Consider the following 23,741-nt stretch of genomic DNA (forward strand, 5'->3'; position numbering starts at 1 on the left):
CGGGAGCGCCCCGCACGAGATCCCCTCTCGTGCGCTGAGAGCGACCGGCCAGCCGGGCCGTGCACGGGCCCTCTACCGCCCCGCGCGACCCGGCTCCCGCATCGACCCCGTCACCGCTGTACCGCCTCACGTGCCAGGAGGAGCACCCGCCATGAGCACCACCACACCCACCGCCGCCGGTTCCGGCCACAAGGCCGGCGACGTCATCACGATCACCGTCGGCTACTCCGAAGCCGCCTGCGCCATCCGCGCCGCGGGCAAGACCATGCAGGCCCGCCTGCACCAGCACATGGTCCAGCTCCTCGACACCGACGGCGGCCCCTACAGCGCGCCCATCACCTACGGCGAAGCCGGAATCGCCCACATCTACCGTCAGATGAACCCCGACACGCCCTGACCCAGTGAGACCGTCTCGCCCACTGCCGGGGTGACGATCTGGCCCCGGACCCGCCGCGCACAGGACACGCTCGACGCGCAAGTGGCCTCCGGCAGCCTCCCGGCAGGCAGCCACGCCGCCCCCGACACCACTGCGTAGACCGCCCCCCGCGCAACGCGCGCCGCCCGGCCCGACGGGTTGCGGCCGTTGGCGCCCACCCGGCCATGGTCAGCACACCGGCCCGGGGCGCGGTGACCACCACCCCGCCCCCGGCCGCCCGCGCCGCGTCACCCGCACATCACTCACCACCAGCTGACCACCCCTGGCGGCACTTGACCAAGGAAGGCAATACGCATGGCGAACCGCGACCCGTACATTCCCGCCCGCGAGGCCCCGCATCACCGCGTGGTCCCCGTCGAATGCCGCGACTGCCCCCGGACCTTCATCGAGAAGGCCGAACCGGATTGGCCTGGGCTCTGCCCCATCTGCTCCGACGAGGCCGACAAGGAACTGACCGGCCGCAGCTACTGACCGAGGAGAACCGGTCATGCACATCTTCGAACGCAAGCCCCTGTCCGACCGCCTCAGGGAAGCCGGATGCCCCGGCGACTACGTCTACAGCCCCGCCGAGGGCCGCATGATCGTCCGGATGCCCGACGGTGAGGTACTCACCCCCGGCGAAGCCGCCGACCGCTACAACATCCCCGTCCTGTAACCCCGCACGCGGCAACCGCCCCCGCCAGCTCGCCGCGCCGACCGGCCCCGTGCCCGGACACCCGTCCCGGCCCGGGGCCGCCTCGCGTTCCCGCCCCCGCCGCCGCGTCCGCGTCCGACACCGCCGCCGTATCCGGCCCGGTCAGCCGCTGTTGCGTGGCTTGCTCCGCCCCCCACCACTGTCGGCGGCACGCCCTGCACCGGCCATCCCCGGCCGCCACAAGCGGGCGGATTCCTACGGCGGGCAGCCCGCCCGCCCACATCACGAGGAGACCTTGTGCTCGATCTGTTCGCGATGCTGCTGCTGTTGGCCTCCAGCGTCCTCATGCTGGTCAGCCGCCGCAGCCCCACGCCTCGGCGGAGGGTTGCCGCCGCCGTGCTGCTGCTGCCCAGTGCCCTGCTGTACGGCCTGGCGCACTTCTACTGGGTGGTGGGCTTGGTTCTGCTGCTCGCCGCCCTGCACGCAGGCATCGCGGCCGGCCAGTACCGGGCCGCCCGACGGCAGCCGGATGCGAAGCCCTCTCAGGATTCCGCGTCGCGCAAGTAGGCCCTGCGGCTTCCCGCCCGATCTGTTCGTGAGCCCCCTGACACCCCCTTTCGGCGGCTGTCCGGGGGCTCACCCGCACGAGGCCGTGCCGGGCGCCGACTGACCAACACCCCACCCACGCCCCCGGCTCCGGGAGATTGCCGAGCTGCTCATGGGAGAAGGCGTCACCCTCCCCCTCGAAGTACTCGCAACCGTCGCCGACCTGCGCGCCGAGACGCAAGACGCACACGGCGGCAAGTCGGCCGCCTCCCAGTACCGGCAGTGCGCCCACCACCTGCGGCAGGCCGCTCAAACCCTCGCACGCGCCGACGACGACACCGGCGAAGAACGGGCCGCCACCGCCGACATGGCAGGCGCCTACGTCGAAGCTGCCGCCACCCATGCCCGCGAAGCCGACCTGACCGCCATCTGACACAGCCCGCGCGGGAGCCCCGAACCGACACCGGGCCGCCCGCCCCGCCGAAGAGGACGAGCCCCCACGCCGCCGCCCCGCCCCGCATCCTCGGGACGGGGCGGCGCCGTGTTGCGGGCCCTGTCCCGCTCCTCGCCATCGTCCGTGGGTCTTTCCCCGGCCCTGACCGCTCCGCGCCGCCGCCCCCTGCCACCGTTGCCGTTCCGGTCGGCCGCGCGCCGGCTCCGCTGCCCATGCCGTCGTGCTTGCGCGGCTTGTGCCCGTCACGGCCAAGGTCTCAGCCGCGGCCGCCCGCCCCCACCCCTCCGTCCCCTCGCCATCTGCGGGCCGCGGGGGAGTGGGGAGCACGGGCCTGGCCCTCCCCGCATCCCCGACCCGAAAGGTGGCCCGGCATGGGCTGGACGTTCTACCACCGCGACAAAGGCGTCGAGAGCAACGCTGAGCACTTCGCGAAGGAACTCGACGACCGGTACGAGATCATCGCGCACGGCACCGTCGACCACGTCTTCTACGCCGCCGTCCGCGACCGCGAGACCGGCAAGGTCTTCGCCTACGTCGCCCTGACTCACTGGAGGCGCGACGCCAATTACAACTTCGGCTACAAGGACATGGACGAGAACATGGGCCCCGGCGACTGCAAGGCCCCCGAGGCCGTGCTGGACGCGCTGACCCCGACGACTCACAAGTACGCGCTTCAGTGGCGGGCGAACTGCCGCCGACACCACGACCAGCGCGCGTTCCTCCGCAAGCAGCTGAAGCCGGGCACGCGGCTCCGACTCACCCACCCGCTGCGCTTCAGCAACGACACCACCCGCGACACCTTCACCTACACCCGGTCTCGCGGCCGCGGCTACCTCGCCCACAACGGCTGCCGCTACCAGGTCCGGCACTGGCGCGACAGCGTCGCCGCAATCATCCGCCCTGACGGCAGCGAGTCCCTCACGCCCGTCGGCGAGCACCACCAGGCCAACACCAACGAACCCCAGCTCCAGGCCGCCGCCGAGCCGCAGCCGACGGCCGACGCCCGCTGACCCCCGTATCCCGCTCCTGCACCCGCAGGGGCGGGATACGGCGCACACCGCCACTTGCACGGCTTGCCCTACGCCCCAGCAGTGTGCCGTCACCGGCCCCGAGCCATCAGCGCCTTCCCGGGTCTCCGGCCTCTCTTCAGACCCTTCCTCCTCTTGGGAGTTCACTTATGTCTGCTGTCCGTGATGACGAGCGTCCCGCGATGTTCCGGCCGCTGCTCGACCCGTCGGAGGTGACGTTCGCGGCGTACTCCGTGACCGCGTCGGCCGCCCGGCACCTGAACCCGGACGCCCCCAACCCGCGCCCGGTCTCCGGCGCGCTGCTGCGGGCCATGCTGATCAACGCCGTGGAGTGCGGCGGCGCGCTCGCCCTGGACGACCTGAGCAAGACCGTGGGCTTCACCTACGCCTCCGGGACGTTCCACGTGATGGTGCAGGAGGCCCGGCCGCTCCCCACGCCCCGTACACCGGCATGCGGTGAGTGCGGCCAGTGGGAGAGCGAGCACCGCAACCCCAACGGCACGGCGTGCGACACGTTCGACGTCGAGCCGCGCCCAGACACCCCGTCGAACCCCCGGTGCTCCGCGTGCCATCAGCCGTTCCTGCACCACAGGCGCAGCTACACCGTCGCGTGCCCCTCCTTCCGGAAGTAGCCCCGCGCATCGTTGCGCGACGCGATGCCATCGCCGCCTGCATCCGTCACGCCTTCAGCCGCCACAAGCTCACTTCCGCCCCAGACATGTGACCGCCTTGCTCGACCAGGGCCCGCCCCGCCGTACCTCTCGCTGGGCGGGCCCAGCCCGTATCATCCACGCCCGGCCGCCCCCCGAGGGAAAAAGCGGTTCCCCCGGGCTCTGGTGCCGAGGCGTTGCGTCCTTCATGCCGTCACCTGCCACCCTCCAGTTCGCCGGCCCCCAGGCCAGGCACGCCACACCCGCCCCGCTGGTGCGACGGACACGGCCATCGCGTGCTGGCTGGACGCGCACATGGGCAGCGGGTCGCAGTGCCAGGGCCACAGCGCACCGGCCCACCCCAGCCGTCCCCGAACACCGGAAAGCCCCGCCGTTGCGGGACTAACACCGGCTTCGGCCACCGTCCTTTGGCGCCGGGGCCGCTCCCCTTGGCGGCCTCGCCCGCATCACACCCCCTGTCGTCCGACTGAAAGGCAGCCTCGTGGGCTACATCCTCTACCGCGACCGTACGAAGCCCTCCGAGACCGACCAGGAGATGTGGGACAGCCCGCTGAACTCCTACCTGCGCGAGCACAACATGGGCCGGGCCGGGACGATCTGCACCCTGTCCGAGATGATCCGCCACGTGGAGGAGATCGGTGCTCTGTGGTGGCAGTACACCGACCCCACCCAGGCGACCCTCGGCGCCATCCGCTTCATCAACGGCGGCATCGTCGGCCCCTCGCTGACCCCCCTGATCGACACCCCCGAGCTGTTCGCCACCGTGGCGGCCGAAGGGCTGCGCTCCTGGCACACGCTCCTGGCCGCTGACGCCCCACGACGCGCCGCCTACGGAGACGATCACGTCGATCTGCTGCTGCCCGGCTTCGACTTCGGCGAGTACCTCTTCGAGCAGGAGGGCACCCGCTGCGTCTTCATCGACGGCACCCGGCGCACTGTGCCCGCCGGGACCGTCGTCGCCATGCTCGTCATCGACCGCGTCCCGATCTACAGCCCCCCGGAGCACTTCGGCCTCCGCGGCTACTACGACACCGAGAGCCGCATCAGCACCACCGACTACTTCCGCCAGGCCGCCGCCATCCAGCAGGGATGGAAGAAGGCCGCAGACGCCGCCGCACAGCCGGGCCGCCCCACCACAGCCTGAGCGCCCGACCGCCTCGGCCCCCGATCCCGTACCCCACGTGTCGGGGGCCGCGCCATGTCCGCCGCACACCCCGCCCCCCGGCACCCGCTCCGTGCGCGGTGCCGGGGGCCGCCCCATGACCGCGTCCCGCACCCCAGCCGCTACCCGCGCCAGCCGGTTGCTGTGCTAACCCGCTCCGCCCCGACCGTGCACCCAACGCCCAGCACCCAGCCCGGCCCACCCCTGAACGGAGACGCCATGCCCAACGCCGAACTCGCCGCCCGCATCCTGCACGAGATCACCGAACGCCCCCAGCACCACGACCAGTCCTACTGGATCGACGGAGTCGACGTGCTGCTGCCCACCGATGACCTCACCACCGGCACCCTCGACTGCGGCACCACGCTCTGTGTCGCCGGGTTCGCCGCCCATCTCACCGACTACACCGTCGTATTCGACGCCGACCTACTCGTCGTCGCCCACAAGCCCGGCCATTCGGCAACCCTGGTCGATCACGTCGCACGTGCTGAACTCGGCCTGACCGCATCCGACGCCGCGTGGCTCTTCGAAGCCAGGCGTACCCCGGCCGAGGTCCACAACGCGCTCAGCCAACTCGCCGCCGGCGCTAACGCGATCGACCGGCCCGCCGCCTGACCCGCCCTGCCACTAGTCGGCCCGACCCGTCACCCCGCCAGCCCCCGGCGCCGTACCAGCGCACTGGGGGCTGACGCACGCCCGGCCGTCGTCTTGCCGCCCTAGCCCGCCGGTCCCCGACCGTGAACCCACAGCACGGCCGCACCCGCCGCGCCACCGCCACGTCATCACCGCAGCCCGAACTCCGCCACGGAAGGGAACACCGTGCCCGACAAGACCGCAGCCAACGATGCCTGGAAAGCCGCGTGGGCCGTCACCGCCGACAGGCCCAGAGCGCCCATGCTGCAAGCGCTCCGCTCACTTTCCGACGAACTCTTCACGCTCGCCACCACCGCGGAGCACAAAGACCCCGACCTGTGCAGCGCGATCATCGACGCCACCGAGTCACTCGCCCAGATGATCTACGACCTCCCGACCGTTCCGGTGCAGACGCGCCGCCGCGTGCTCGCCCTGATCAGCCGCGCGCTGCTCACCGGTGAACCGGTCCCCGTCGTCCTCCGGCCCGCCTTCTCCAACCCGCGCACCTACGACACCACATGACCCTCCGCGCCCCGCAGCCGCCTTGCCGACCGGGCCCATGCCACCCCCGCCGCGAGAGCCGCACTCTCGGCAGACGACCACCACGGTTGCGCGGGCCCTCGGTCGCCGCTGTCCACGACCCCGGACCGCAGCAGCGGTGAGACCCGTCCCGCTTGCTGCGGCCCGGCACCCCGACCAGCACCCACCAAAGGAGCCCATCATCGCCTCCACAGCTTCCCCCTCGCCCTGGACCCGCCTGCGCCGGGGCCTGGCCAGCTACAGGCAGACCATCGAATCCAACCAGTGGATCGACGAGCACTCCGCACGCTGCGAGACCTGCGGCCGCCGCGGCACCGACGGATGCGACCCCGCCTATCCGCCGCACCCGCACCCCCCGACCCCCCCGACCCCCTCTGGCCTCCACCGCACCGTCACCACCATGCGCCACTACTGGCAATTCCGCGCATCCTTGCCCCACCACCTGCGCCACCCCTTTGGCAACTCAGCAAACAGCAACCACACCTAGCGAACCGATCACCACAGCCACCGCCACTACAGCCTCACCACGGCCCGCGCCAGAAACGGCGCGGGCCGCCGCCGTTCCACCCAGGGTTGAGCCGCTAGCCCCCGCCCTCGCCATGGTCATCACGCCGGGCCGGAGCACCGGCCCCCTCCCGCGCTCCGGCCCGGCCACCATGACCGCCCGCCCTCGCCTGAAGGACAAGGCACCGCCCGTGACCGAGCTCCGCGCCCCCCAAACCGCCACCGCCACCGACGAGCCCGACGAGGCCTGCGACTGGCTCGTCGAGGACTACGACGAGGACGGCCCCACCACCCGCGACTGCGGCGCACGCGTCCACCACACCGACACCGGATGGTGCTGCGAGCGCGGCCACTCCCACACCTACGCCGAACACCGCCACGCGCAGGGCTGGGACTACTGCGACGACGCGATCGAGGCCGCCCGCCTCGCTCAGGTCGGCGTCATCGGCGTCCGCCCCGGCGACTCCCGCCCCTGGCTCTAACCCCGCCCGGCGGCCGCGCACCGAGCGCGCGGCCGCCGGGCGGCACCGGCCCCGCCCTCCTGCACCCGCGGGGGCGGGGCCGCGCGTCGTTTCCGCCTATTGCGCGGCTTGCCCTCGCTCCCGACACCGTCCCTCCCGTCCGGCCCGCACCCGGCGGGCCACTCCCCCCAACCCATCGAGAGGGACGCTGGTGTTTTCCACCGACCACGAGCTTCACGAGGCACTGACTGCTTCCGGTACCTTCGGCGCCCTGTACGCCGCCGTGCACGCCTCCACCCCGCGCCTGACTCCCCAGGCCCACGAAGACCGCAACCAGGGCAGCGAGCCGGTGGCCGGTCTGCGTTTCGCCGAGGACATGCCGCACTCCGGTCAGGCCCGCACCAGGGGCACCCTCGTCATCACTGCCGACGGCACCCTCACCGTGCGCGCTTACACGACCCCCGGCAGCCGCTGGCTCACCGCCCTCCGGTACCTCGGTGCCCTCCACTCCATCCGCCCCGGCGCAGACACCACCGCGCCCACCGACCCCGCTACCCCCCTCTGGTCGTTGCGCCCCCACGTGAAGGACCGCATCCTCTCCGGCAGCCTCCAGCCCGCCGACCACGTACAGGCCAAGACCCTCACCGAACTCCCGGACACCATCGGCGATGTCAACGCCCTTCTCGCTGTGGCCCCCGACAACCGCGACGCGTGCCCCGCCGCCTGGGCCCTCGCCGTCGGCTTCTTCCACGTGCTGGCCACCGGCACTCCCGCGGCACAAGAGCCCTAGCCAGCCCCGCCGCGCCCCGCGGCCTACGGGGGCACAGGCCCGCTGCGCATACCCCTCACGACGGGCTTACGGCGCTAAGCCCCTGCCCCGCCACCGTCGTTCCCCTGGGCCGGAGCAGCAGCTCCCGGCCGACGCACCACTCACCCCGCGCGGCCCTGCGTCCCGGACCCTCCGTCCGGCGGCGCGGGGCCGTCGCCGTATCCCGCCTCCGGCACCCTCCACCGCAACCCGCGTCCCGCCTCCTGGCACCCGGCCCCGCCCCGGCCCTCCCACACCCCGCCGCGCCTCTACCGTTCCATCGAACTCGCCGCCACCGGCCGCCACACGACGAAGGAGGGGGGACGCCGCACCGTGCAGCACCAGACCACGATCAACGAACTCTTCGAGATGCAGGGCCTTTTCAGCGCCGTCGACCACATCAAGGTCCCCGAGACCGACCCCAACACCGACATCACCGAGGAGATCGTTCTCCCCCCGCCGCTCATCCGCCGCTCCACCCGCCGCGACGGCACCGTCGTGTGGATACTCCAGGCCCCCGGCATCCACGAACGCATCTTCGTCGCCGACCAGGCCCCCGTCACCGTCTCCTACAAGGACGTCGACCCCGGCCGCTTCACCGGCCACGTCTCCCAGGCCCAGGCCGCACCTCAGCACGCCGCGGCGAACTGGCAGGCCGCACCCGCCCAGCAGGCTCCCGCACCCGCCCACTACCCCACGCAGCAGCCCGTACAACAGCCCGTTCAGCGGCCCGCTGCCCCTCAGCGGCCCGCCGCCCCCTGGACCCAACAGCCCCGCGGCTGACCCGTACCACAGACGGCCCCGGCCGCTGCGCCACCCCGTGCCGCAGCGACCGGGGCCGCCGCTCATCCGCCGCCAGGACCCGGCCCTTTCAACGGGACGGCCACGCCCCCGTACGCCCACCACCGCCCGAAGCCGACGGCACGACCGACGGCACCGCGGGGAGCCCCGAGCCCGTAGCTGCCCCTGCCGCCGCGCCCGCGCCGGATGGAGCCTCCCGCCGCTGCGCCGCCTCCGCCGTTCCCGACCCCCCTGCCTCCTGGCTCCCCGAACCGCCCTTGCCCGCCTTGCCCGCATCCGCCGCCTCAGCCTCCGCGCTCTCCCGGGCCAGCCGCCGCAGCTCCTTGATGCGATCCACCCCTACGCCCAGACGACGCCCGCACCCCGCGACCGTCTCCCCGGCCTCACCCATCGCCGCGACCACCCGCGCCGCCGCCACCCGCGCGCTCTGGATCCGCGCAGCTCCCCGCTCCCGCACCCGCCGGACTTCGTCCTCCACCTCGGCGACGATCACCTCCTCGTCCTCCCGCGCCAGCTCGAAGTCGGCCGCCAGCTCATCAAACTGAGCCTCCCGCCGCAGCCGCTCCGCCTCGGCCTCCTCCGCCGCCCGCCGGTCGTCGGCCACCCGAGCAGCCACCCGCTCCAGCGCCTGCCTGCGCCGCGCCAGCTCCTTCCCGCCCCGGCCCTTGCTCCTGCTCCTCGCCACAGCGGCCACCTCCTCACCGAAAAGGGCCCGCCCTGCGCGGACCATGTCGTGCCAGTCTCAGCCGCCCGCCCCCGGCCCGAACCGGCCCGGCCGCCTCCGTCCCACGCCGTAGCACACCCGTCGCTGCGCCCGGTCCCGCTCACGGGACAAGGCGGGCCCTGACGAGGGGGAGTGTCACCAGGCAACGCCGTATGGAGAGCTGGTGGTCTCCCGCTCGTGGGTGCCAGGTGGTGGACGTGGTGTCGTCGGTGATGCCGGGTGCCGTGGTGGGGGTGGGAGTGTTCCCCGGTCTGCGGAGCCTGGTGCGCCGCGCACCTCTGGCACTTTTGCTCGGCACCTGGCCCCGGAGCCGGTTTTCCCTGGTGACGGGACGCTGTTGGAGATTGTTTCCGAGGCCTCGGGAGGTTCCGGGGCTGGCCGCCGTTCGGCCCGCGCGGACGATTCGACTGGCCCTGTGGGCATGACGGCGAAGGGGATCACCGCCAAGGGCTACCGCTACTACCGGCGCAACATCGCGGCCGGGGACGGTGCCCAAGGCAGTGAGGTCACGGTGTCCTCGAGCGTCCCCGGCGTTCCGCCGGGGGAGTGGCACGGGCAGGCTGCGCGCGCCCTGGGCCTGTCCGGAACGGTGACGGACCCGCAGATGCGGGCCTTGTTCGGGCTCGGCATGCACCCGGAGGCGGAACGGATCCTCATCGAGCAGCAGGCCGCCGGCGCCACCCTCAAGCAGGCGGTACAAGCGGCCAAGCTCGGTCCGGCGGTGCCGCAACTGTCCGAGATCTCGCCGCTGGACCAGGAGATCGCCCGGGTCACGCAGTTCGCCGCCGAGCAGCTGTGCCGCCCGCTGACGAAGGCCGAGACACAACACTTGCGGCTGCGCACCGCCGCACACGCCTTCGAAGTCGAGTACCACCGCAAGCCAGCTGATGGCGCCGAGCTCGGCCGGTTCCTGGCCGCGCGCACCGGGCCGCAGCGTCAGGCCCGCACCGGCTTCGACCTGACGTTCTCCTGCGAAGAGCTGTCGCTGCTGTTCGCCCTGGGCGACGCAACCGTGCGGCGGATCGTCCTTGAGGTGCTGGCCCAAGCCAGAAGCGAGGCGGTGCGGTGGCTGGAGGACCACGCGCTCGCGGTGCGCACCGGTCCGGGAGGCATCGCCCAGCAGCGGGCAGTCGGCGGGCTGCTCGCGACCGTCTTCCTCCACTACGAATCGCGGGCCGGGGACCCGATGCTGCATGAGCACGTGGTCATCAGCCCGCGGGTCAAGGGACCCGACGGCCGGTGGCGCAACCTCGACAGCCGTCTGCTGTTCCGCGAAGTGGTCACTGCCAGCGAGTTGTTCAACCAGCGGGCGCTGGAGCTGGCCTGTGCCCGGCTGGGCCTGCGCACCGAAGCGGTCGAGGTCACGCCCGGGCAGCGGCCGGTGATGCGGATCGCGGGCATCGACGGCCGGCTGCGCGCCGTCTTCGCCCAGCGCGGAGCTGCCGTACGCAGCACCGGCGACGCCCTGTTCGACGACTACCGGCGCCGCCACGGGCGGCAGCCGGATGCCACGGCCCGCTACGCACTACTGGAGTGGGCACGCTCTGCCACCCGCCCGGCCAAGCGCAAGGCCCGCTGCCTGGATGAGTTGCTTCAGTCCTGGCGAAGCCGGGCGATCGCAGCGACCAGCCGCCCCGCGGTCGACAACCTGCTCGCCTCCGCGCAGGCCGCAGCCGCCCGCATGGGGCCCACCAAAACCGACATCGACCTCACCAAGGCGGCCGGTGAAGTGCTCGCCGCCGTCACCGAACGCCGCACCACCTTCCGCCGCCGCCACGTCCTGGCAGAGGCACGCCGCTACCTGATGCGCACCCTCGGCGGCGTCACCGCTCCACCGCACCTCGCCGACGCCATCACCGGACAGGTCCTGGCCGATGAGGACTGCCTGGACATCACCCCACCCGAGATCAACCCCAGCCACCCCGACCTCCTCCGGCCGGACGGCACCAGCATCTACCGGCCCATCGGCTCCGCCACCTACACCACCGGCTCCCTGCTGGCCGCCGAGAACCGGCTGCTGGCCGCCGCCCGCACCCGGGTCATTCCCCCCGCCGGGCGCAGCACCTTCAACCGCGTCGCCGCCCTCAACCGGGGCCCGCTCGATGCCGCGCAGCGCGAACTGGCCCGGTCCTTCGTCCTCTCCGAGCGGCTCCTGCTCGCCGGTCTGGGTCCCGCAGGCTCCGGCAAGACCACGGCGATGCGCCTGGTGGCCCGGGCCATGGACGCCGCCGGAGGGCGGCTGATCCCCCTCGCGCCGTCCTCCCGCGCCGCCAAGGTGCTCGGCGGCGACCTGAAACGCCAGGCCCACACCCTGCACTCCTGGATCCACCAACGCGGTCGCGCCGCCCAGGGAAAACCGGTCGACAAGGAGTTCCGGCTCGGCCGCGGCGACGTCGTCCTCATCGATGAGGCCGGGATGGCAGGCACCGGTCTGCTGGACCGGATCCTGGCCGATGCCACAGCGGCCGGGGCGGTGGTGCGGCTGCTGGGAGACACCCACCAGCTGGCCGCCGTCGAGGCCGGAGGCGCGCTGCGCCTGATCGCCCGGGCGGGCGGCGCAGTCGAGCTGGACCGCCTGCACCGCTTCCGCACCCCCGGCGAGGCCGACGCGTCCCTGGCCTTGCGCGACTCCGAAGACAACCGGGCCGTCTTCACCTGGTACCGGAACAAGGGCCGGATCATCGCCGGCTCCCACGAAGCGATGTGCGACGCGGTCTTCGCCTCCTGGTCCAAGGACACCGCCCGGGGCGTCACCTCGCTGATGACAGCCGCCGACACCGCGACCGTCACCGCCCTCAACGTCCGCGCCCAGGACTGGCACATCGCCGCCGGCGAGGTTGACACCAGCCGTGCCGTCGCGCTGCGCGCCGGGCAGCAGGCCCACGTCGGCGACGTCATCGTCACCCGCCTCAACCGGCGCCGCATGACCGTACGCGGCGGAAAGGATTTCGTAAAAAACGGCGACACGTGGACCATCCAGCGCCTCACCCGCAGCGGCGATGTGATCGCCCGGCACACCGCCCACCGCGGCCGGATCCGGCTGCCCGCCCCCTATGTGGCCGAACACTGCGAGCTCGGATACGCCTCCACCATCCACCGCGCCCAGGGCATGACGGTGGACACCTCCCACGCGCTGGCCTCCGCACGCTCCAACCGCGAAGGCGTCTACGTCCAGCTGACCCGAGGCGCTCGCACCAACCGCCTCTACGTCGCGATCGAGGACGGCGATGTCCTCGATGACGTCCTCGCTTCCATCGCCGCCCGGCGCCGCGCGCAGCTGTCAGCGACCGAGTCGATCTCCGCGCTGCAGCGGGAGATCACCGCGCCCGGACAGCTGGCCGCGGAGTACGCCGACGTCAGTGAGCGCGCCACCGCCGCACGCCTGACCGGCGTCCTGGAGCACACCCTCGGCCTGGACCGGGCCGCCTCCTTCCTGGCCGCCGACGCCTTCCCCGCCCTCATCCGGGCCATGAGCGACGCCGAACGCGCCGGGTTCGACCTTCCGCGGCTGCTGACCAAGACCGCCGGGCGCCGCGGCTTTCACGACGCCGACGACGTCGCAGCGGTGCTCACCTGGCGGCTGCGCGAACGCCTCGCCGATGCCGCCGAAGCCCAACACAACGACCGCCAACGGCCACTGGCAGCCCTCTCCCTGCGCCAGCTGGCCACCCTCACCCGCCTCGCCGCCGCCCACCGCGCCGCCGCCCGCGACGCACTCAAGGCCGCCGACGCCGCGTACACCGCCTTGCCCACCCCCGTCACCACCCGCGCCGGCCACACCCACCCGGCCTGGCCCGACCGCCTGCTCGGCCCGCTCACCCGCAGCGAACTGGCCGCCCAGATGGCCACCATCCGCGCCCAGATCCGCCGCGCCCAGCGCACCAACACCCCCCTGTCAGCCACCGCCCGCCACACCATCGCCGACCTCACCGGCGAAGCCGCGCTGCGCCGGGCCCTGAACTGGCGTGACGCGGCCCGCGAGGACTGGCAACGCGAACAGGCCCCCAGCCGCCCGGCCACCGCCACCCAATCAATGGCCGCCACCCGCCGGCAGAGCCAGGCCCGGCGTACGACGACCGCGCAGCGCCAGCACCAGGCCAAGGCCGCACTGGCCCGCGCCGAAGCCGTCACCGAGAAGATCGCCGCCGAGCTGCGGCTGCGCGAGAGGCTCCCCGACCATCTGCCGCACCGGCCCAACCACCGCGGCGACGTCCCCGACTGGGTCGCCGACCGCACCGCACTGGCCCATCCCGACACCCCCGAGCACTGGCGCATGCACCTGGCCGAGCGCCACCGCATCCTGGCCCGCTCACTGGCCGAACGCGGCCAGACCCTAGCCTCCAGCCCGCCCGCCTGGGCCCGGCCACTGGGCCCGCCCCCCTCCACCCGCTCCCCGAAGCGGCGCGCAGCCTGGGCCAACACCTGCGCCCTGATGGAACTGTGGCGCACCCGCCACGCCATCACCTCCGTGCCCGGCCTGGGCCCCCGCCCCGCCGACCCCGACACCGCCGCCGCCTGGGACGACCTGAACGCACGCATCCGCGCCCTGACCGGCCACCGCCGCCCGGTCCATCTGCCGCCCCCCGATGCGCCCGCCTCGGTGGTACTGGCCGCGGCACTCGCCCACCTAGACGCGCCGCCGTCCTCCGGCGCTCTGCCCGACCACCCCGCCCTGCGCGACCCGTACGGCATCGCACCACTCACCCACGCCGCGGCGGACGCCCGCATGGCCCAGAACGCACTGGCCGCCGCGCTCGCCGGAGAGCGCGCCCCCGAGTCGTGGATGGAAGAGATCACCGCCCCAGGCGAGGACGACGAGGACGAGCAGCGCACCTACACCCGCCTCATCACCGCCGTCAGCGACTACCGGCGCCGCCACCACCGCGCCGGCCACGACATCCTCGGCCCGCGCCCACCAGGCCCAGACGGCGAGGAATGGGACCACCTCACCGACGCCCTCGACCTGTACACCCGGGCCCGCATCGAGCGCCGCCTGGAGGAGATACGGCAGCGCACCGCACAGGCCCGCGCCGACCTTCTGCCGCCCTCGACGGCCATGCGCCCGCAGTCCGAACCAGACATCACCCGACCCGGCCACCGGCCCCCAACCCGCTGAGAAAGGCCCCACGATGACCGCCACCCGCCCCGCTAGCCCCCAGATCCCTGCCCACCTGCACGCCCACTGGCGTCACCTGCCCCGCCTGGCCGCCCTCGCCCTGCGTCGCCTGGGCCCGCGCCCCGTGCACCCGCTCACCCGGCCCGCCGCCGGGTGGCTATGGCTGTTCGGACTCGCGGTCATGCACGCAGGCGGGCGCCTGCTCGGCTACGGCAGCGCCACCCTGTCCGTCACCGGGCCCCGCATGTCCTGGCCGCGCCGCACCGCCTATACGGCCGTCTTCCTCCTCGGCACCGCGGTCACCTCCCTCTGGCTCTGGCTGCCGTTGGAGGCTGCCGCATACGCCGTCACCCATCACATCCCGCCGGCCATTGCCTACGGCATAGCGCTGGCCGCGATCGCCCCGCTGCTCCTGGAGACGGGCAACGTGCTGCTGCGCGGGCGCGCCGCCGTCCCCGCCGCCATCACCGTCCACCACTTGCGCAAGACCGGATCGACCTGGTGGGAGGCCGGAACGCTCCTCGCACACGAAGACGACCAGCTCTCAGCGGGCCGCCTCGTGCGCGCCGCGCTCGCATGCGCCGATGCCCAGCAGGTCGGCCTGGTCGTCGTGCCCGGCAGCGCGGAGACCCACCGGGCCTACGTACGCCGCGGGTTCATCCCTGGCCCGCTCAACCCGCGTGTCCTCATCCGCCACCCCCGCGCAGCCACCAGCACCACTACAGCCCAGGCCCGGTGACAGGCGCCGGTCGCGCTGCCACGGCCCGACTCTCTCCACCACAGGCGGCATTTCAACCTCCGCTCGCCAGCGGGCACCTCAGTCCGCGGGCGGGGCCGGCCGCCACGGGGTGTCCCACTCCCACGGCGGAGCGGCGGGGGTCGAGCGCGGGCCGATAGTGGCGAATCAGATACTCGGCCGCGGCCTCCACCGTGTCGCGGCGGTTCCCGGCCATACCCACACTGGTGCCCGGCACCGGCTCCAGGGAGATGTCCATCAGCGCCTTTGGATCATCCGGCACCGAGGCCACCGCGATGGGCCAGACCGGCGGCGCCGACTCCGGCCCGCCATCGTGGTTGGCCAGCGGCTCGCCCGCGGCATCAAGGAGATAAACGTTCGTTGCATCGCCACGCCGGGCCAGCAGCACCGGGTGCCGAGCCCCTCGGTGAGGTCTGCGACCAGCACGGCGGCCCGGCCATCGACCGCGACGCCCCGGACGTAAGCCCGCCGGTGTAGCCCGGTCCGCACCACCACGAAGTGCCTGTTTTTGAAGTAGTTGCTACAGGTCAACCGCTCTTTGCTGCCCTCTGCTGAGGAGGCCGCCGTTTCGTTGTTGCCATCACAAGGACGCCAATCGAACGGGTCTCCTCATCCGCAGTCGAAGTCCTCAAGACGATGCGGGATGAACTGTGGGCGCGAGTCGGGGTGATCGTCTTCGCTGAGGTAGGTACTCCGGCCTGCGCGAGCCAGCGTGTCAAGGATGCCCGGAAGGTCAGACGGCGTACCGGCTTCCGACGGGATCTCTGATCGGTCCTCCAATGAAGTCCCTCCTTCGGCTTGAGCAGCCACAGTATCGGCGTGTAGAGGACGCGGCTGGGTCGCTGGGATTGGAAACAGGCTCGAAGAGTCGCCCCCCACGTGAACTTCAGCCTCACGACGCCTCCTTGCCCGATGGCCGCGGCCACGAATGTCGGCCCCCACGAGCCTCCTGACAGGCCAGACCGCACGTCTCCTGAAGCGCGTACGCGCCGGGAACCAGTGGGTGCTCAGCGGACCGGTCCGGCCCGGCGCGGGCGCGCGCCGGGGTATCTCCTCGGGCGGCGAACCGCCTGCCGGAATGTCCTGTGGCGAGCCCACCAGCTGCTCGGCGGCCGCGGTCAGCTCCGGCAAAGTCGACCCGCTGGCTCCCACAGCATCCTCGCCGTACGCGCCATGTTCGGTGGCCTCGACACGGCGAGAGTGCCCAGGCGCACCTCATCGCTGTCCCCTGTCAGCAGCTTGACCGCTTCATCCAGGTCATCTCAGCGCTCCTCGTCACAGCCGCCCTCGAGCCGGGGTCCGCACCGCACTGGGCATCAGGCCCCCCGGCCGCCTGATGGGACACCACGGCATCCATCCGACTCAGCGCCTGGAACCGTGCCGCGTCGCGCCGGATACCTACTGCCCAAGCACGCCGCGGGTAGCACATAGTGGACCGGACATCGCAGCGATCAACCATGAACGGACGGCTGCCCGTGACGACTGCGTACAACGAATCCTCTACCGAGCGCATCCCTGGACGGTCCTGGACGGTCCGCTTGACCGGCCACAGCGACCGCACTGCCTCCGTCAGTTGCAGCACCGTCGCGTGCCGGATGCCGCCCCGCTCCAGGAACCTCGCCGCTCTGCGCACGTTCGCCGCCCAACACGCGGCCGCCCATGCCCGGGCGGCCACGATCCGGCCCAACGCCTCCTGCCACTGCCGCGCCCAGCACTGCGCCGCCCACCAGGCCAAGGTGCGCTGTGCTGGTGGGGTGGTGATGATCCTGCGCCATGACCCGACGGTCGGCCGGGAGTGGACCGTGGAAGAAGTCTGCGAGAGCTGCGCCCCTTTGATCGCCCACGCCACGATCGTCGGCCGTGCCGACCGAGCCCGGTCCGCCGCGACCACGAAGCCCGCCAAGAAGGTTCCGACGCCCGCGCGTTCCAGCGTGCCGACCGGTTTCTCCTCCCCCTCCGACCCGGCCGCCGGCGACCCTCCGCGCCGCCGCCGTCCCCGCTCCGGGCCGCGGCGCCCGCGCCGTCCGCGCAACGGGCAGGGACACTAAGGCGGCTGCGGCGGGGGCCACGTCGTTTCTCTCGGGTGGGTTGGCCTCCGCGGTATCCGTCGCCGGTCCCTCTCGGGCCGGAGTGCGCCGCCCATACGGGCGCGGCAGCAGGCGTAGATTCACCAGACACGTTCCTCTCTCAGGCTGTATCGGGGCGGGTGTGCCGCGGCGCCGACGCCAGGGCCGCCGAATGGCGGGCGGCTACGGACAGCGGCGGGCGCCGCGAGCCGGACCACGGGCGCTCTCGTCGCCACCCTGATTGCCAAGGCGCGGCGCACGCCGGTGCCGCCCCCGGCGTCCCGCGCGGCGGGACGTTGGCGCTGATGGTTCGAGCCCTCCTCCCGCCGCACGGAACTCCCCGCGAGCTCATGCCGCCCGCCGTCACACCCGCAGGCAAGCTGCCGCCAGCCGCCGTCCTCGGACCGCGTGGCGCCCGACCGCCGAAAGAGAGGCCGCCCCGTAATGAGCGAGCAGCCCATCCCCATCACCGAAGACCTTCCCGCCTGGCTGTCTGACCTGGGGACGGACGCGTACGCACTGGCCTGGGTAGGCCCGGGCACGGATCCGCTCCAGCAGCACCGTGCCCCGGTGACGGGACAAGCCGGTGTCGCCCGGCCGGACTTCGACCTCGGGCGACTGGCCCTCGAGGAGCTCGTGCGCGGCGGCCCGCAGGCGGCACTGCGCCGCTGGATACAGCTCGAGGACAGGCAGCGGCAGCTGGCCATCATCGGCGCCGACCTCAACACTTTCGGTGGACTGCGCGAGTACACCCCGGGCGAGCTGACCGCAGCCCTGCTGCGCGACCCGGCGACCAATGAGGCACGAGTGACCTCCCTGCTGAGCAGCTGGCTGTACCGGCGCAACGCCGAGGCCCCGCAGGGACTCGAACTCGGCTGGATCGCGGCGGCCACCGCCTGGGCCTGCCACATGCGCGAGTTCACCAGCTACCCACCCCCGGCTGTGACGGCCCAGGCACTGGCGAATGCGGGGGAGCAGGACGACGCCACCGAAGCCCTGATCACCGACACGGGGCTGAAGGTGACGGGCCTCATCGACCGCTTGGAGCGCGAGTACCGCAGCCGCGATGAACTCGTCGAGGACTGGCGCACCCTGGTAGCGCTGACCGCGGACGTCCCCGTGCTGCAGGAGACTTCCGACTGGCTGCTGGACCAGATCGCGCTGCGCGACGCGCACGCGCAACAGCTGCGGGCCGTCCTCGAGCCGGACATCACCGACCACCACATCGACCAGCGCGGCACCGCAGGCCGCCTGCTTGGCCCATCCCGACCCGGCCTGGATCCGCAGCGAGCCGCGCAACTGGGGCAGGCGCGCGAGACCGTCCGCGCCTACACCGCTGCCGCCCACGGCGGGCGGACGCGGGCCGCCCAGCAGCTCCTGGACGCGCTTCCGATCCCGGTGCGTGCCCTTCAGCCCAGCGGTCCGGCCACCGCCTGGCGCGGTCAGTCGTTCACCGCGGACGACGCGGTGAACCAGCTGGCCCTGCAGCGTGAGACATCCTTCGCCGAGGACGGCCCGGACTATTTCGCCGACCCCGACCTGCTCCACGCAACCTCCGCCTACCTGCACGCACGCGAGGCGCACCTACAGATCCTGCATGACGCGCTGGGCAGGCTCGCTGCCCCCGGCCCCCCGCCCGAACTCCTTCCCCAGGAACTCGCCGATGTCGCGGCCGGGCAGACAACACGCCGCGTCGAGGAGGCCTTCGGCAGCATCGATCGCGCCCGCCAGATCCTGGACGGCCAGATCACCTACCTGCAGCAGGAACCCGTGCCGCCACACCGGCGCGAAGCGACACCGGAAGAGATCGAGCGCCTCCAGGCCGTACGGCAGCAACTGGATCAGCTGCTGCCCCTGGACGAGGACCGCATCCGCGAACGCCTCGAGGCGGCTATGGCGCGCCCCGCCGCGGTGATTCCTGCGGCCCCCGCCTCGAGGCACGCGGTATCCGCAGCCGAGCAGGGCCAGGCCCAGGCGCTCACGGCGGGCTCACTCACGCCCGGGGTGCAGCCGTAACTCACGTGCTCGGCTCTGTGAGAAGCAGGCGTGTATCGCCCACGCCAGGAGTTCCAACGATCCACCGGCGCGGCAGGTGCTGGGGCCGGTCTTCATCGTGGGGGAGGCCCTCGGCCGCAGGATGGGGAAATTGATTCACTTGCCCAGCCCGGCCAGGCGCGCGCGCAAGAGCGCGGCGATGGTGAAGGCGTCGGTGATCTCACCTTCCCCGGCCAGCTCTTCCGCCGTGGTGAAGGAGACGGTGCGGGCCCGACGGATGCCCTCGCCGTGTGCGACCTCGCCGACCGTGTCGATCCGCGCCGCGTACAGCAGCACCGCTTCCGCCAAAATCCCGGTGTCGGGATGGAGCGTCCCGAGCGGGATCAGCTCCCGGGCGGTCGCTCCGATCTCTTCTTCGAGCTCCTTGGCCGCGTTGTCCGCACCGGCCAGACCAGCCGCGCCTCCGCCGCGGGGAATCTCCCAGTGCCAGGTGCGGGTGGCATGCCGGAAGTGCTCGATGAGTACCACATCGCTGCCCAGCAGCGGCAGCACGGCGACGCCGGGCTCCCGCTGGGAGGTGAGCAGACGTATGTAGGTGCCCTGCTGCCCGTTGGGAAAGCGCACCTGGTCCTTCACCAGCATCCGCCAGGCATCCTGGTAGGCGACCTCACCTGGTGTCATCGGCCACCCCAGGAGCTCGATCGCGCCGTCGCCCGTGGGGCTGGTGAACAACTCGGGGCGCTGGTCGCGCAGATGCGCGTACGCGGACTGCGGCGTGTGGTCCATCAGATCACCGACTTCGGCAGGAAGAACGAACAGCGAGCGGGGGAGCGGCACAGCGAGCGTCATGCGGCCACCGCCCGGCGGGCGGTGGCCAGGTCGGCGACGAGCTCATCGACGGCCGCGGGCGTGACGTGCCCGACGGTGACGATGTGCGCCAGCCGCCCGGTGCACGCCAGATGCCACTTGTCGACCATCCAGGCGGGCGGCCGGTCGAAAGTGACCGTCAGCGAGCCGGGGAAGCGCCCCGGGTTCGCCCCCGCGTCTTCGAGCCGCCCGGCCGCGTAGGCGGCGGTGTCCTGGCACCGCCGGACCAGCGCGGCCAGCCCGGTCTGCCCCAGGGAGCGCAGCCGCGCCCACAGCAGCAGCGTGGCGAGCCCGCTGCGCGAGCAGGCCAGGGTGCGGTCGGTGGCGGCCAGGTACTCCGCAGCATTCGTCTCGGGCAACAGCTCGCGCCGCACCAGGCTCACGCCGGCCGGCACCGGCAGACCGAGGATCTTGTGTCCGGAGATGTTCAGCGAGTCGGCGCCATGCGCGAAGGACCAGTTCGGCGCGGGATCGCTGTGCGCGGCGATGAGGCCGCCGCTCGCGGCGTCGACGTGCATATACACCGGTCCGGCGGCCGAGGCGGCCTTGCGCAGCGCAACGATGTCATCGACCGCGCCGCGCATGGTGGTGCCGCAGGTGGCCACCACGATCGCGCCCGGGCCGCGGCCGACCATCGGCTTGAGGCGGCGCCGGATGAATGCCTGGATGCGCAGATCCTCGGCATCCATGGTGCCCTCGGGAAGCGAGGAGATGGTCACCAGCTCCATCCGCAGCAGCTCACATGCCCGCGCGATGCTGTAGTGCGCCTGGTCGGAGGCATACACGCAGGCCGTGGGCAGCACTCTGCGGGCGGCGGCCAGGGCGTGCAGGAGCGCCTCGCTGGAGGAGGAGGCCACATACCCGTAGGTGTCGACCAAGTCCGCTCCGGCGGTGGTGGCGAGGAACTGCAGCACCGCCTGCTCGTACGGCTTGGCACCGACATTGGAGGCATCGGAGGACTCCGGGTCGCCAACAGAGTTGAAGAACACCCCCAGCAGCGGTGCGAGGTCCTCCAGCGAGAAGTCCAAGTTCCCGGGGAAGCCCAGGACACGGCGCTCCTCCTCACGCATGGCATGGGCGAGCTTCAGCAGGTGCTCGGTGTCGGCCGCCGGATCGAACGGCTGCGCCCCGATGGCCAGGCCCGCATCGGGCAGGATCGGGGCAGGGCTCGCGCTCATGACATGGGCTCCACGGGCGTCGGTGTCACGACAGGTGCCAGCCCATCTACGCGCGCCTGCTGCCCGTGTGGGCCGCACCAACCTCCTCGGCACCGCCGGACGGGAGGAAGCGGCTCACAACAACGCCGCGCCTCCCGTCTGGTGGACTGCGCGGACGGCCCACAGCAGCGGGCTCACCGCCGCGTGCCGATCCGTTACGACCGCGAGAGGCGCGCCGCACCATAGTCGTATCCCACGCATCCGGCACTACATACAGCACAGCGGCGGCACCGATGGGGCGAGGTGCCGCCGCTGCGTCGTGTCCGCGTGCAGTGGTCTCGAGGCGGATCCATCCTGGTCGGCGCATGGCTGCTTTGACCGGCGCGGGCCCGCCTCAGCCAACGGTCCGCCGCACCGGGTTGTCGCCTCACCTGGTGGGAGATGACGCCGAGCCCGCCCGTCGACGGGGAAGCGGCGTTGAAGCCCTTGTTCCCGCCCTGTTGGGCTTCTCGTCAAACAGCGGTCCGCCCCCGCGCCGCTGTTGTGCCGCCCGTACGGTGCGCGCTCCTACGGGGCCAAGGCGTACGGGCGGCGCTTCCCCCCGGCTCGGATCCTTCAGAAGAGGCAGGCAGGCGATGGCCCATGCGCAGGTTCGCGACATTCCCGGGCCCCGCCCGGGCCCGGACCGGCGCACCGCCCGCCCGTGGATGGCGTTCCAGCTCACCGGCGGCCCCGCCCACCACGTGAGGTGTTCCGGGCGCCCGCGACAGGCGGTGGCCCGTTGTTCCCACTTCCCCCAACGCCGATCCAGGTTGCCGTTCCGGCGCCTGGTACCGCACCGCCGTCATCACGGTCAGCCGCCGGCAGCGCACGCAGGCTCCTCGCACCAGTCGTCGACATACCAGGGGGATCGCCCGTGCCGTTTCGTCTCTCGCTCCGCCGCACCGTTCCGCCCGGGCGCTCGCCGCGTCCGCCGCGCTCCCCGTGGGTGCGGCCCCGTCCCCGTTCGCCCAGGCCCCGGCGCAGGCCGCGGCGGGTTCGCTCTGCGGCCGTTGTACCCGGCATCGTCGATTGTCCTCGGGGCGGCCCTCATCGCTGTTCTCCGCCGCGTCCGGGAGGGTTCGTCGGGCGGACCGGATGCGATGGCCCGGGCCGGTTTTCTCCCGCACACCAGACCGCCATCGCAGTCCGTCTCCCACCTCCAGGGATCAGCGAACTTCACCCCAGTTTGTCTCTGGCGTGGAGGGGCTGAGCCTGCTGAGATCCCTCCAGTCCGACAGCCTTCGAGTTCTCCAGGAGCCTCATGACCCAGCGCCCACGCCCGTCCCGTCCGTTCGCCGCACGCGCCTGTCGCCCGTAGCGGACACCGGAACCTCCCCCAGCGCCCGCCCGGGCACTTCCTCCCTCCTCCCGGGCGGGCGCTGCCGTGCCCGGCCCTGTGCGCCTTCCACCACACCCTCCCCGACCGAGGAGGTCCTTCCCTCCATGCACGCACGCATCGTCCGCGCGGCGTCACCTCTGGCCTCGATCGCCGTCACCGCCGGAGTGGTCGGCACCCTGACCTGGTCGCCCGCGCAGGCGACCACCGGGCAGGCGGACACGTACGGCACCGCTTACCCGAAGACCACCGGTCGGCCGCTCGCCGCAGCGGTCATCACCATCAACACCGACACCGGCGACGCCGTCGGCAAACACCGCCCCTGCAGGAAGGTTGCCCAGCTCACCACCGGCAGGGACGGAACCGCCAAACTCAAGCTGGAGGTGGCGCTCAAGGACGGCACCGACTCCTGGGCGGGTCAGACGACGGACCCGGCCGGAAATCAGGCGGATGCCGCACCCCCGCGCTTCACCGCCCAGCCCGCAGCCCAGGTCACGGTCACCCTCGCTGACACCAGGACCCCGAGCACACCGCCCGCCGACACTCCGCCGCCGACACCGCACCAGCCCCGGCCACCCGCGCCGTCGGCGCAGCTCGCCCACGCCGGATCGGACAACGCCACCTGGAGGATCGGCGCGGTCGTAGGGCTGGTGGCCCTGGGGGGCACCGCGGTGTGGGTCGGCGGCCGCCGCCGACGCGCATCCGAGTCCGATACCCGGCACCACTGACCCAGCCACTCCCGAGCAAGCCATGGCCAGGCGGAACGCAGGCTCAGCTCTTCACGATCGGTGTTGAACTGAGCGAAATCGTCGAGCTTCCCGGCGACCGTACCGAACTGATCTTCAAAACTCCGTTGGCCCGGTGGTGACGACTGCCCGCGCGATTCCGGACTCCGGTCTGGTGGAAGAGGGAACCGAGAGGTGCGCAGGCGCTGCATCATGCCATCGCTGTTCCGGAACGCTGGCCAGACCGCCGCGGTCGCCGCGCAACCCGCTGTCATGAC

Annotated in this window: 21 protein-coding genes and 1 pseudogene; 18 read left to right on the forward strand and 4 right to left on the reverse strand. The window is 72.5% G+C overall.

Annotated features, from left to right (window positions below; genetic code table 11):
• Positions 1–151 precede the first annotated feature (151 nt).
• The 13 genes from ACTWP8_RS33395 to ACTWP8_RS33455 all read left to right on the forward strand — a co-directional run bounded on the left by ACTWP8_RS33395 (position 152) and on the right by ACTWP8_RS33455 (position 8,660).
• The gene (locus ACTWP8_RS33395) at positions 152–397 is read left to right on the forward strand and encodes a hypothetical protein (RefSeq protein ID WP_443325829.1); all 246 of its coding nucleotides are present in this window, start codon (positions 152–154) and stop codon (positions 395–397) included.
• Positions 398–730: 333 nt separating this feature from the next.
• Positions 731–907 carry a hypothetical protein gene (locus ACTWP8_RS33400; protein ID WP_443325830.1) on the forward strand — a complete coding sequence of 59 codons (177 nt, stop codon included), beginning with the start codon at positions 731–733 and terminating at the stop codon, positions 905–907.
• A 16-nt stretch (positions 908–923) separates the two neighbouring features.
• Positions 924–1,091 (forward strand): hypothetical protein, encoded by a 168-nt coding sequence (locus ACTWP8_RS33405; protein WP_443325831.1) that lies wholly within the window; start codon positions 924–926, stop codon positions 1,089–1,091.
• 276 nt (positions 1,092–1,367) lie between these two features.
• A complete protein-coding gene (locus ACTWP8_RS33410) occupies positions 1,368–1,637 on the forward strand; it encodes a hypothetical protein (RefSeq protein WP_443325832.1) in 270 nt (89 codons plus the stop codon).
• 151 nt (positions 1,638–1,788) lie between these two features.
• Positions 1,789–2,049, forward strand: a complete 261-nt coding sequence (locus ACTWP8_RS33415; RefSeq protein ID WP_443325833.1) for a hypothetical protein — start codon at positions 1,789–1,791, stop codon at positions 2,047–2,049.
• Between the two features lie 392 nt (positions 2,050–2,441).
• A complete protein-coding gene (locus ACTWP8_RS33420) occupies positions 2,442–3,080 on the forward strand; it encodes a DUF6927 domain-containing protein (RefSeq protein WP_443325834.1) in 639 nt (212 codons plus the stop codon).
• A gap of 167 nt (positions 3,081–3,247) precedes the next feature.
• The gene (locus ACTWP8_RS33425) at positions 3,248–3,730 is read left to right on the forward strand and encodes a hypothetical protein (protein ID WP_443325835.1); all 483 of its coding nucleotides are present in this window, start codon (positions 3,248–3,250) and stop codon (positions 3,728–3,730) included.
• 520 nt (positions 3,731–4,250) lie between these two features.
• Complete coding sequence (locus tag ACTWP8_RS33430; protein WP_443325836.1) at positions 4,251–4,913, forward strand: hypothetical protein; 663 nt, start codon at positions 4,251–4,253, stop codon at positions 4,911–4,913.
• Between the two features lie 237 nt (positions 4,914–5,150).
• The gene (locus tag ACTWP8_RS33435) at positions 5,151–5,546 is read left to right on the forward strand and encodes a hypothetical protein (RefSeq protein WP_443325837.1); all 396 of its coding nucleotides are present in this window, start codon (positions 5,151–5,153) and stop codon (positions 5,544–5,546) included.
• 204 nt (positions 5,547–5,750) lie between these two features.
• Positions 5,751–6,086, forward strand: a complete 336-nt coding sequence (locus ACTWP8_RS33440; RefSeq protein ID WP_443325838.1) for a hypothetical protein — start codon at positions 5,751–5,753, stop codon at positions 6,084–6,086.
• A 713-nt stretch (positions 6,087–6,799) separates the two neighbouring features.
• Entirely contained in the window at positions 6,800–7,090 is a 291-nt protein-coding gene (locus tag ACTWP8_RS33445; protein WP_443325839.1) for a hypothetical protein, read from the forward strand.
• Positions 7,091–7,280: 190 nt separating this feature from the next.
• Positions 7,281–7,859 carry a hypothetical protein gene (locus tag ACTWP8_RS33450; protein ID WP_443325840.1) on the forward strand — a complete coding sequence of 193 codons (579 nt, stop codon included), beginning with the start codon at positions 7,281–7,283 and terminating at the stop codon, positions 7,857–7,859.
• A gap of 351 nt (positions 7,860–8,210) precedes the next feature.
• The gene (locus ACTWP8_RS33455; protein WP_443325841.1) at positions 8,211–8,660 is read left to right on the forward strand and encodes a hypothetical protein; all 450 of its coding nucleotides are present in this window, start codon (positions 8,211–8,213) and stop codon (positions 8,658–8,660) included.
• An 88-nt stretch (positions 8,661–8,748) separates the two neighbouring features.
• On the opposite strand, the gene ACTWP8_RS33460 is transcribed toward ACTWP8_RS33455, so the two are convergent.
• Positions 8,749–9,363, reverse strand: coding sequence for a hypothetical protein (locus ACTWP8_RS33460; protein WP_443325842.1), 615 nt, complete (start codon positions 9,361–9,363; stop codon positions 8,749–8,751).
• Positions 9,364–9,823: 460 nt separating this feature from the next.
• On the opposite strand from ACTWP8_RS33460, the pseudogene mobF reads away from it, so the two are divergent.
• Together mobF and ACTWP8_RS33470 are read left to right on the forward strand one after the other, a co-directional pair.
• Positions 9,824–12,079 (forward strand): annotated as a pseudogene (gene mobF, locus ACTWP8_RS33465) (MobF family relaxase); the annotation flags it as partial.
• 2,452 nt (positions 12,080–14,531) lie between these two features.
• The gene (locus tag ACTWP8_RS33470) at positions 14,532–15,257 is read left to right on the forward strand and encodes a hypothetical protein (protein WP_443325843.1); all 726 of its coding nucleotides are present in this window, start codon (positions 14,532–14,534) and stop codon (positions 15,255–15,257) included.
• Between the two features lie 52 nt (positions 15,258–15,309).
• Here the strand turns inward: ACTWP8_RS33470 and ACTWP8_RS33475 are convergent, their stop codons facing one another.
• Entirely contained in the window at positions 15,310–15,663 is a 354-nt protein-coding gene (locus ACTWP8_RS33475; protein ID WP_443325844.1) for a hypothetical protein, read from the reverse strand.
• Positions 15,664–16,732: 1,069 nt separating this feature from the next.
• On the opposite strand from ACTWP8_RS33475, the gene ACTWP8_RS33480 reads away from it, so the two are divergent.
• Positions 16,733–17,323 (forward strand): hypothetical protein, encoded by a 591-nt coding sequence (locus tag ACTWP8_RS33480; RefSeq protein WP_443325845.1) that lies wholly within the window; start codon positions 16,733–16,735, stop codon positions 17,321–17,323.
• Between the two features lie 462 nt (positions 17,324–17,785).
• On the forward strand, positions 17,786–19,357 hold the full coding sequence (locus ACTWP8_RS33485; RefSeq protein ID WP_443325846.1) for a hypothetical protein: 1,572 nt from the start codon (positions 17,786–17,788) through the stop codon (positions 19,355–19,357).
• A gap of 135 nt (positions 19,358–19,492) precedes the next feature.
• On the opposite strand, the gene ACTWP8_RS33490 is transcribed toward ACTWP8_RS33485, so the two are convergent.
• Together ACTWP8_RS33490 and ACTWP8_RS33495 are read right to left on the reverse strand one after the other, a co-directional pair.
• Positions 19,493–20,185 (reverse strand): NUDIX hydrolase, encoded by a 693-nt coding sequence (locus ACTWP8_RS33490; RefSeq protein WP_443325847.1) that lies wholly within the window; start codon positions 20,183–20,185, stop codon positions 19,493–19,495.
• Entirely contained in the window at positions 20,182–21,381 is a 1,200-nt protein-coding gene (locus tag ACTWP8_RS33495) for a pyridoxal-dependent decarboxylase (protein WP_443325848.1), read from the reverse strand. The genes ACTWP8_RS33490 and ACTWP8_RS33495 overlap by 4 nt, the downstream gene beginning before the upstream one ends.
• A 1,464-nt stretch (positions 21,382–22,845) precedes the next feature.
• Here ACTWP8_RS33495 and ACTWP8_RS33500 point away from each other — a divergent pair.
• Positions 22,846–23,466, forward strand: a complete 621-nt coding sequence (locus ACTWP8_RS33500) for a hypothetical protein (RefSeq protein ID WP_443325849.1) — start codon at positions 22,846–22,848, stop codon at positions 23,464–23,466.
• Positions 23,467–23,741: the final 275 nt, after the last annotated feature.

Source organism: Streptomyces sp. 7N604 (genome assembly GCF_052245475.1).
Lineage (GTDB): Bacteria > Actinomycetota > Actinomycetes > Streptomycetales > Streptomycetaceae > Streptomyces.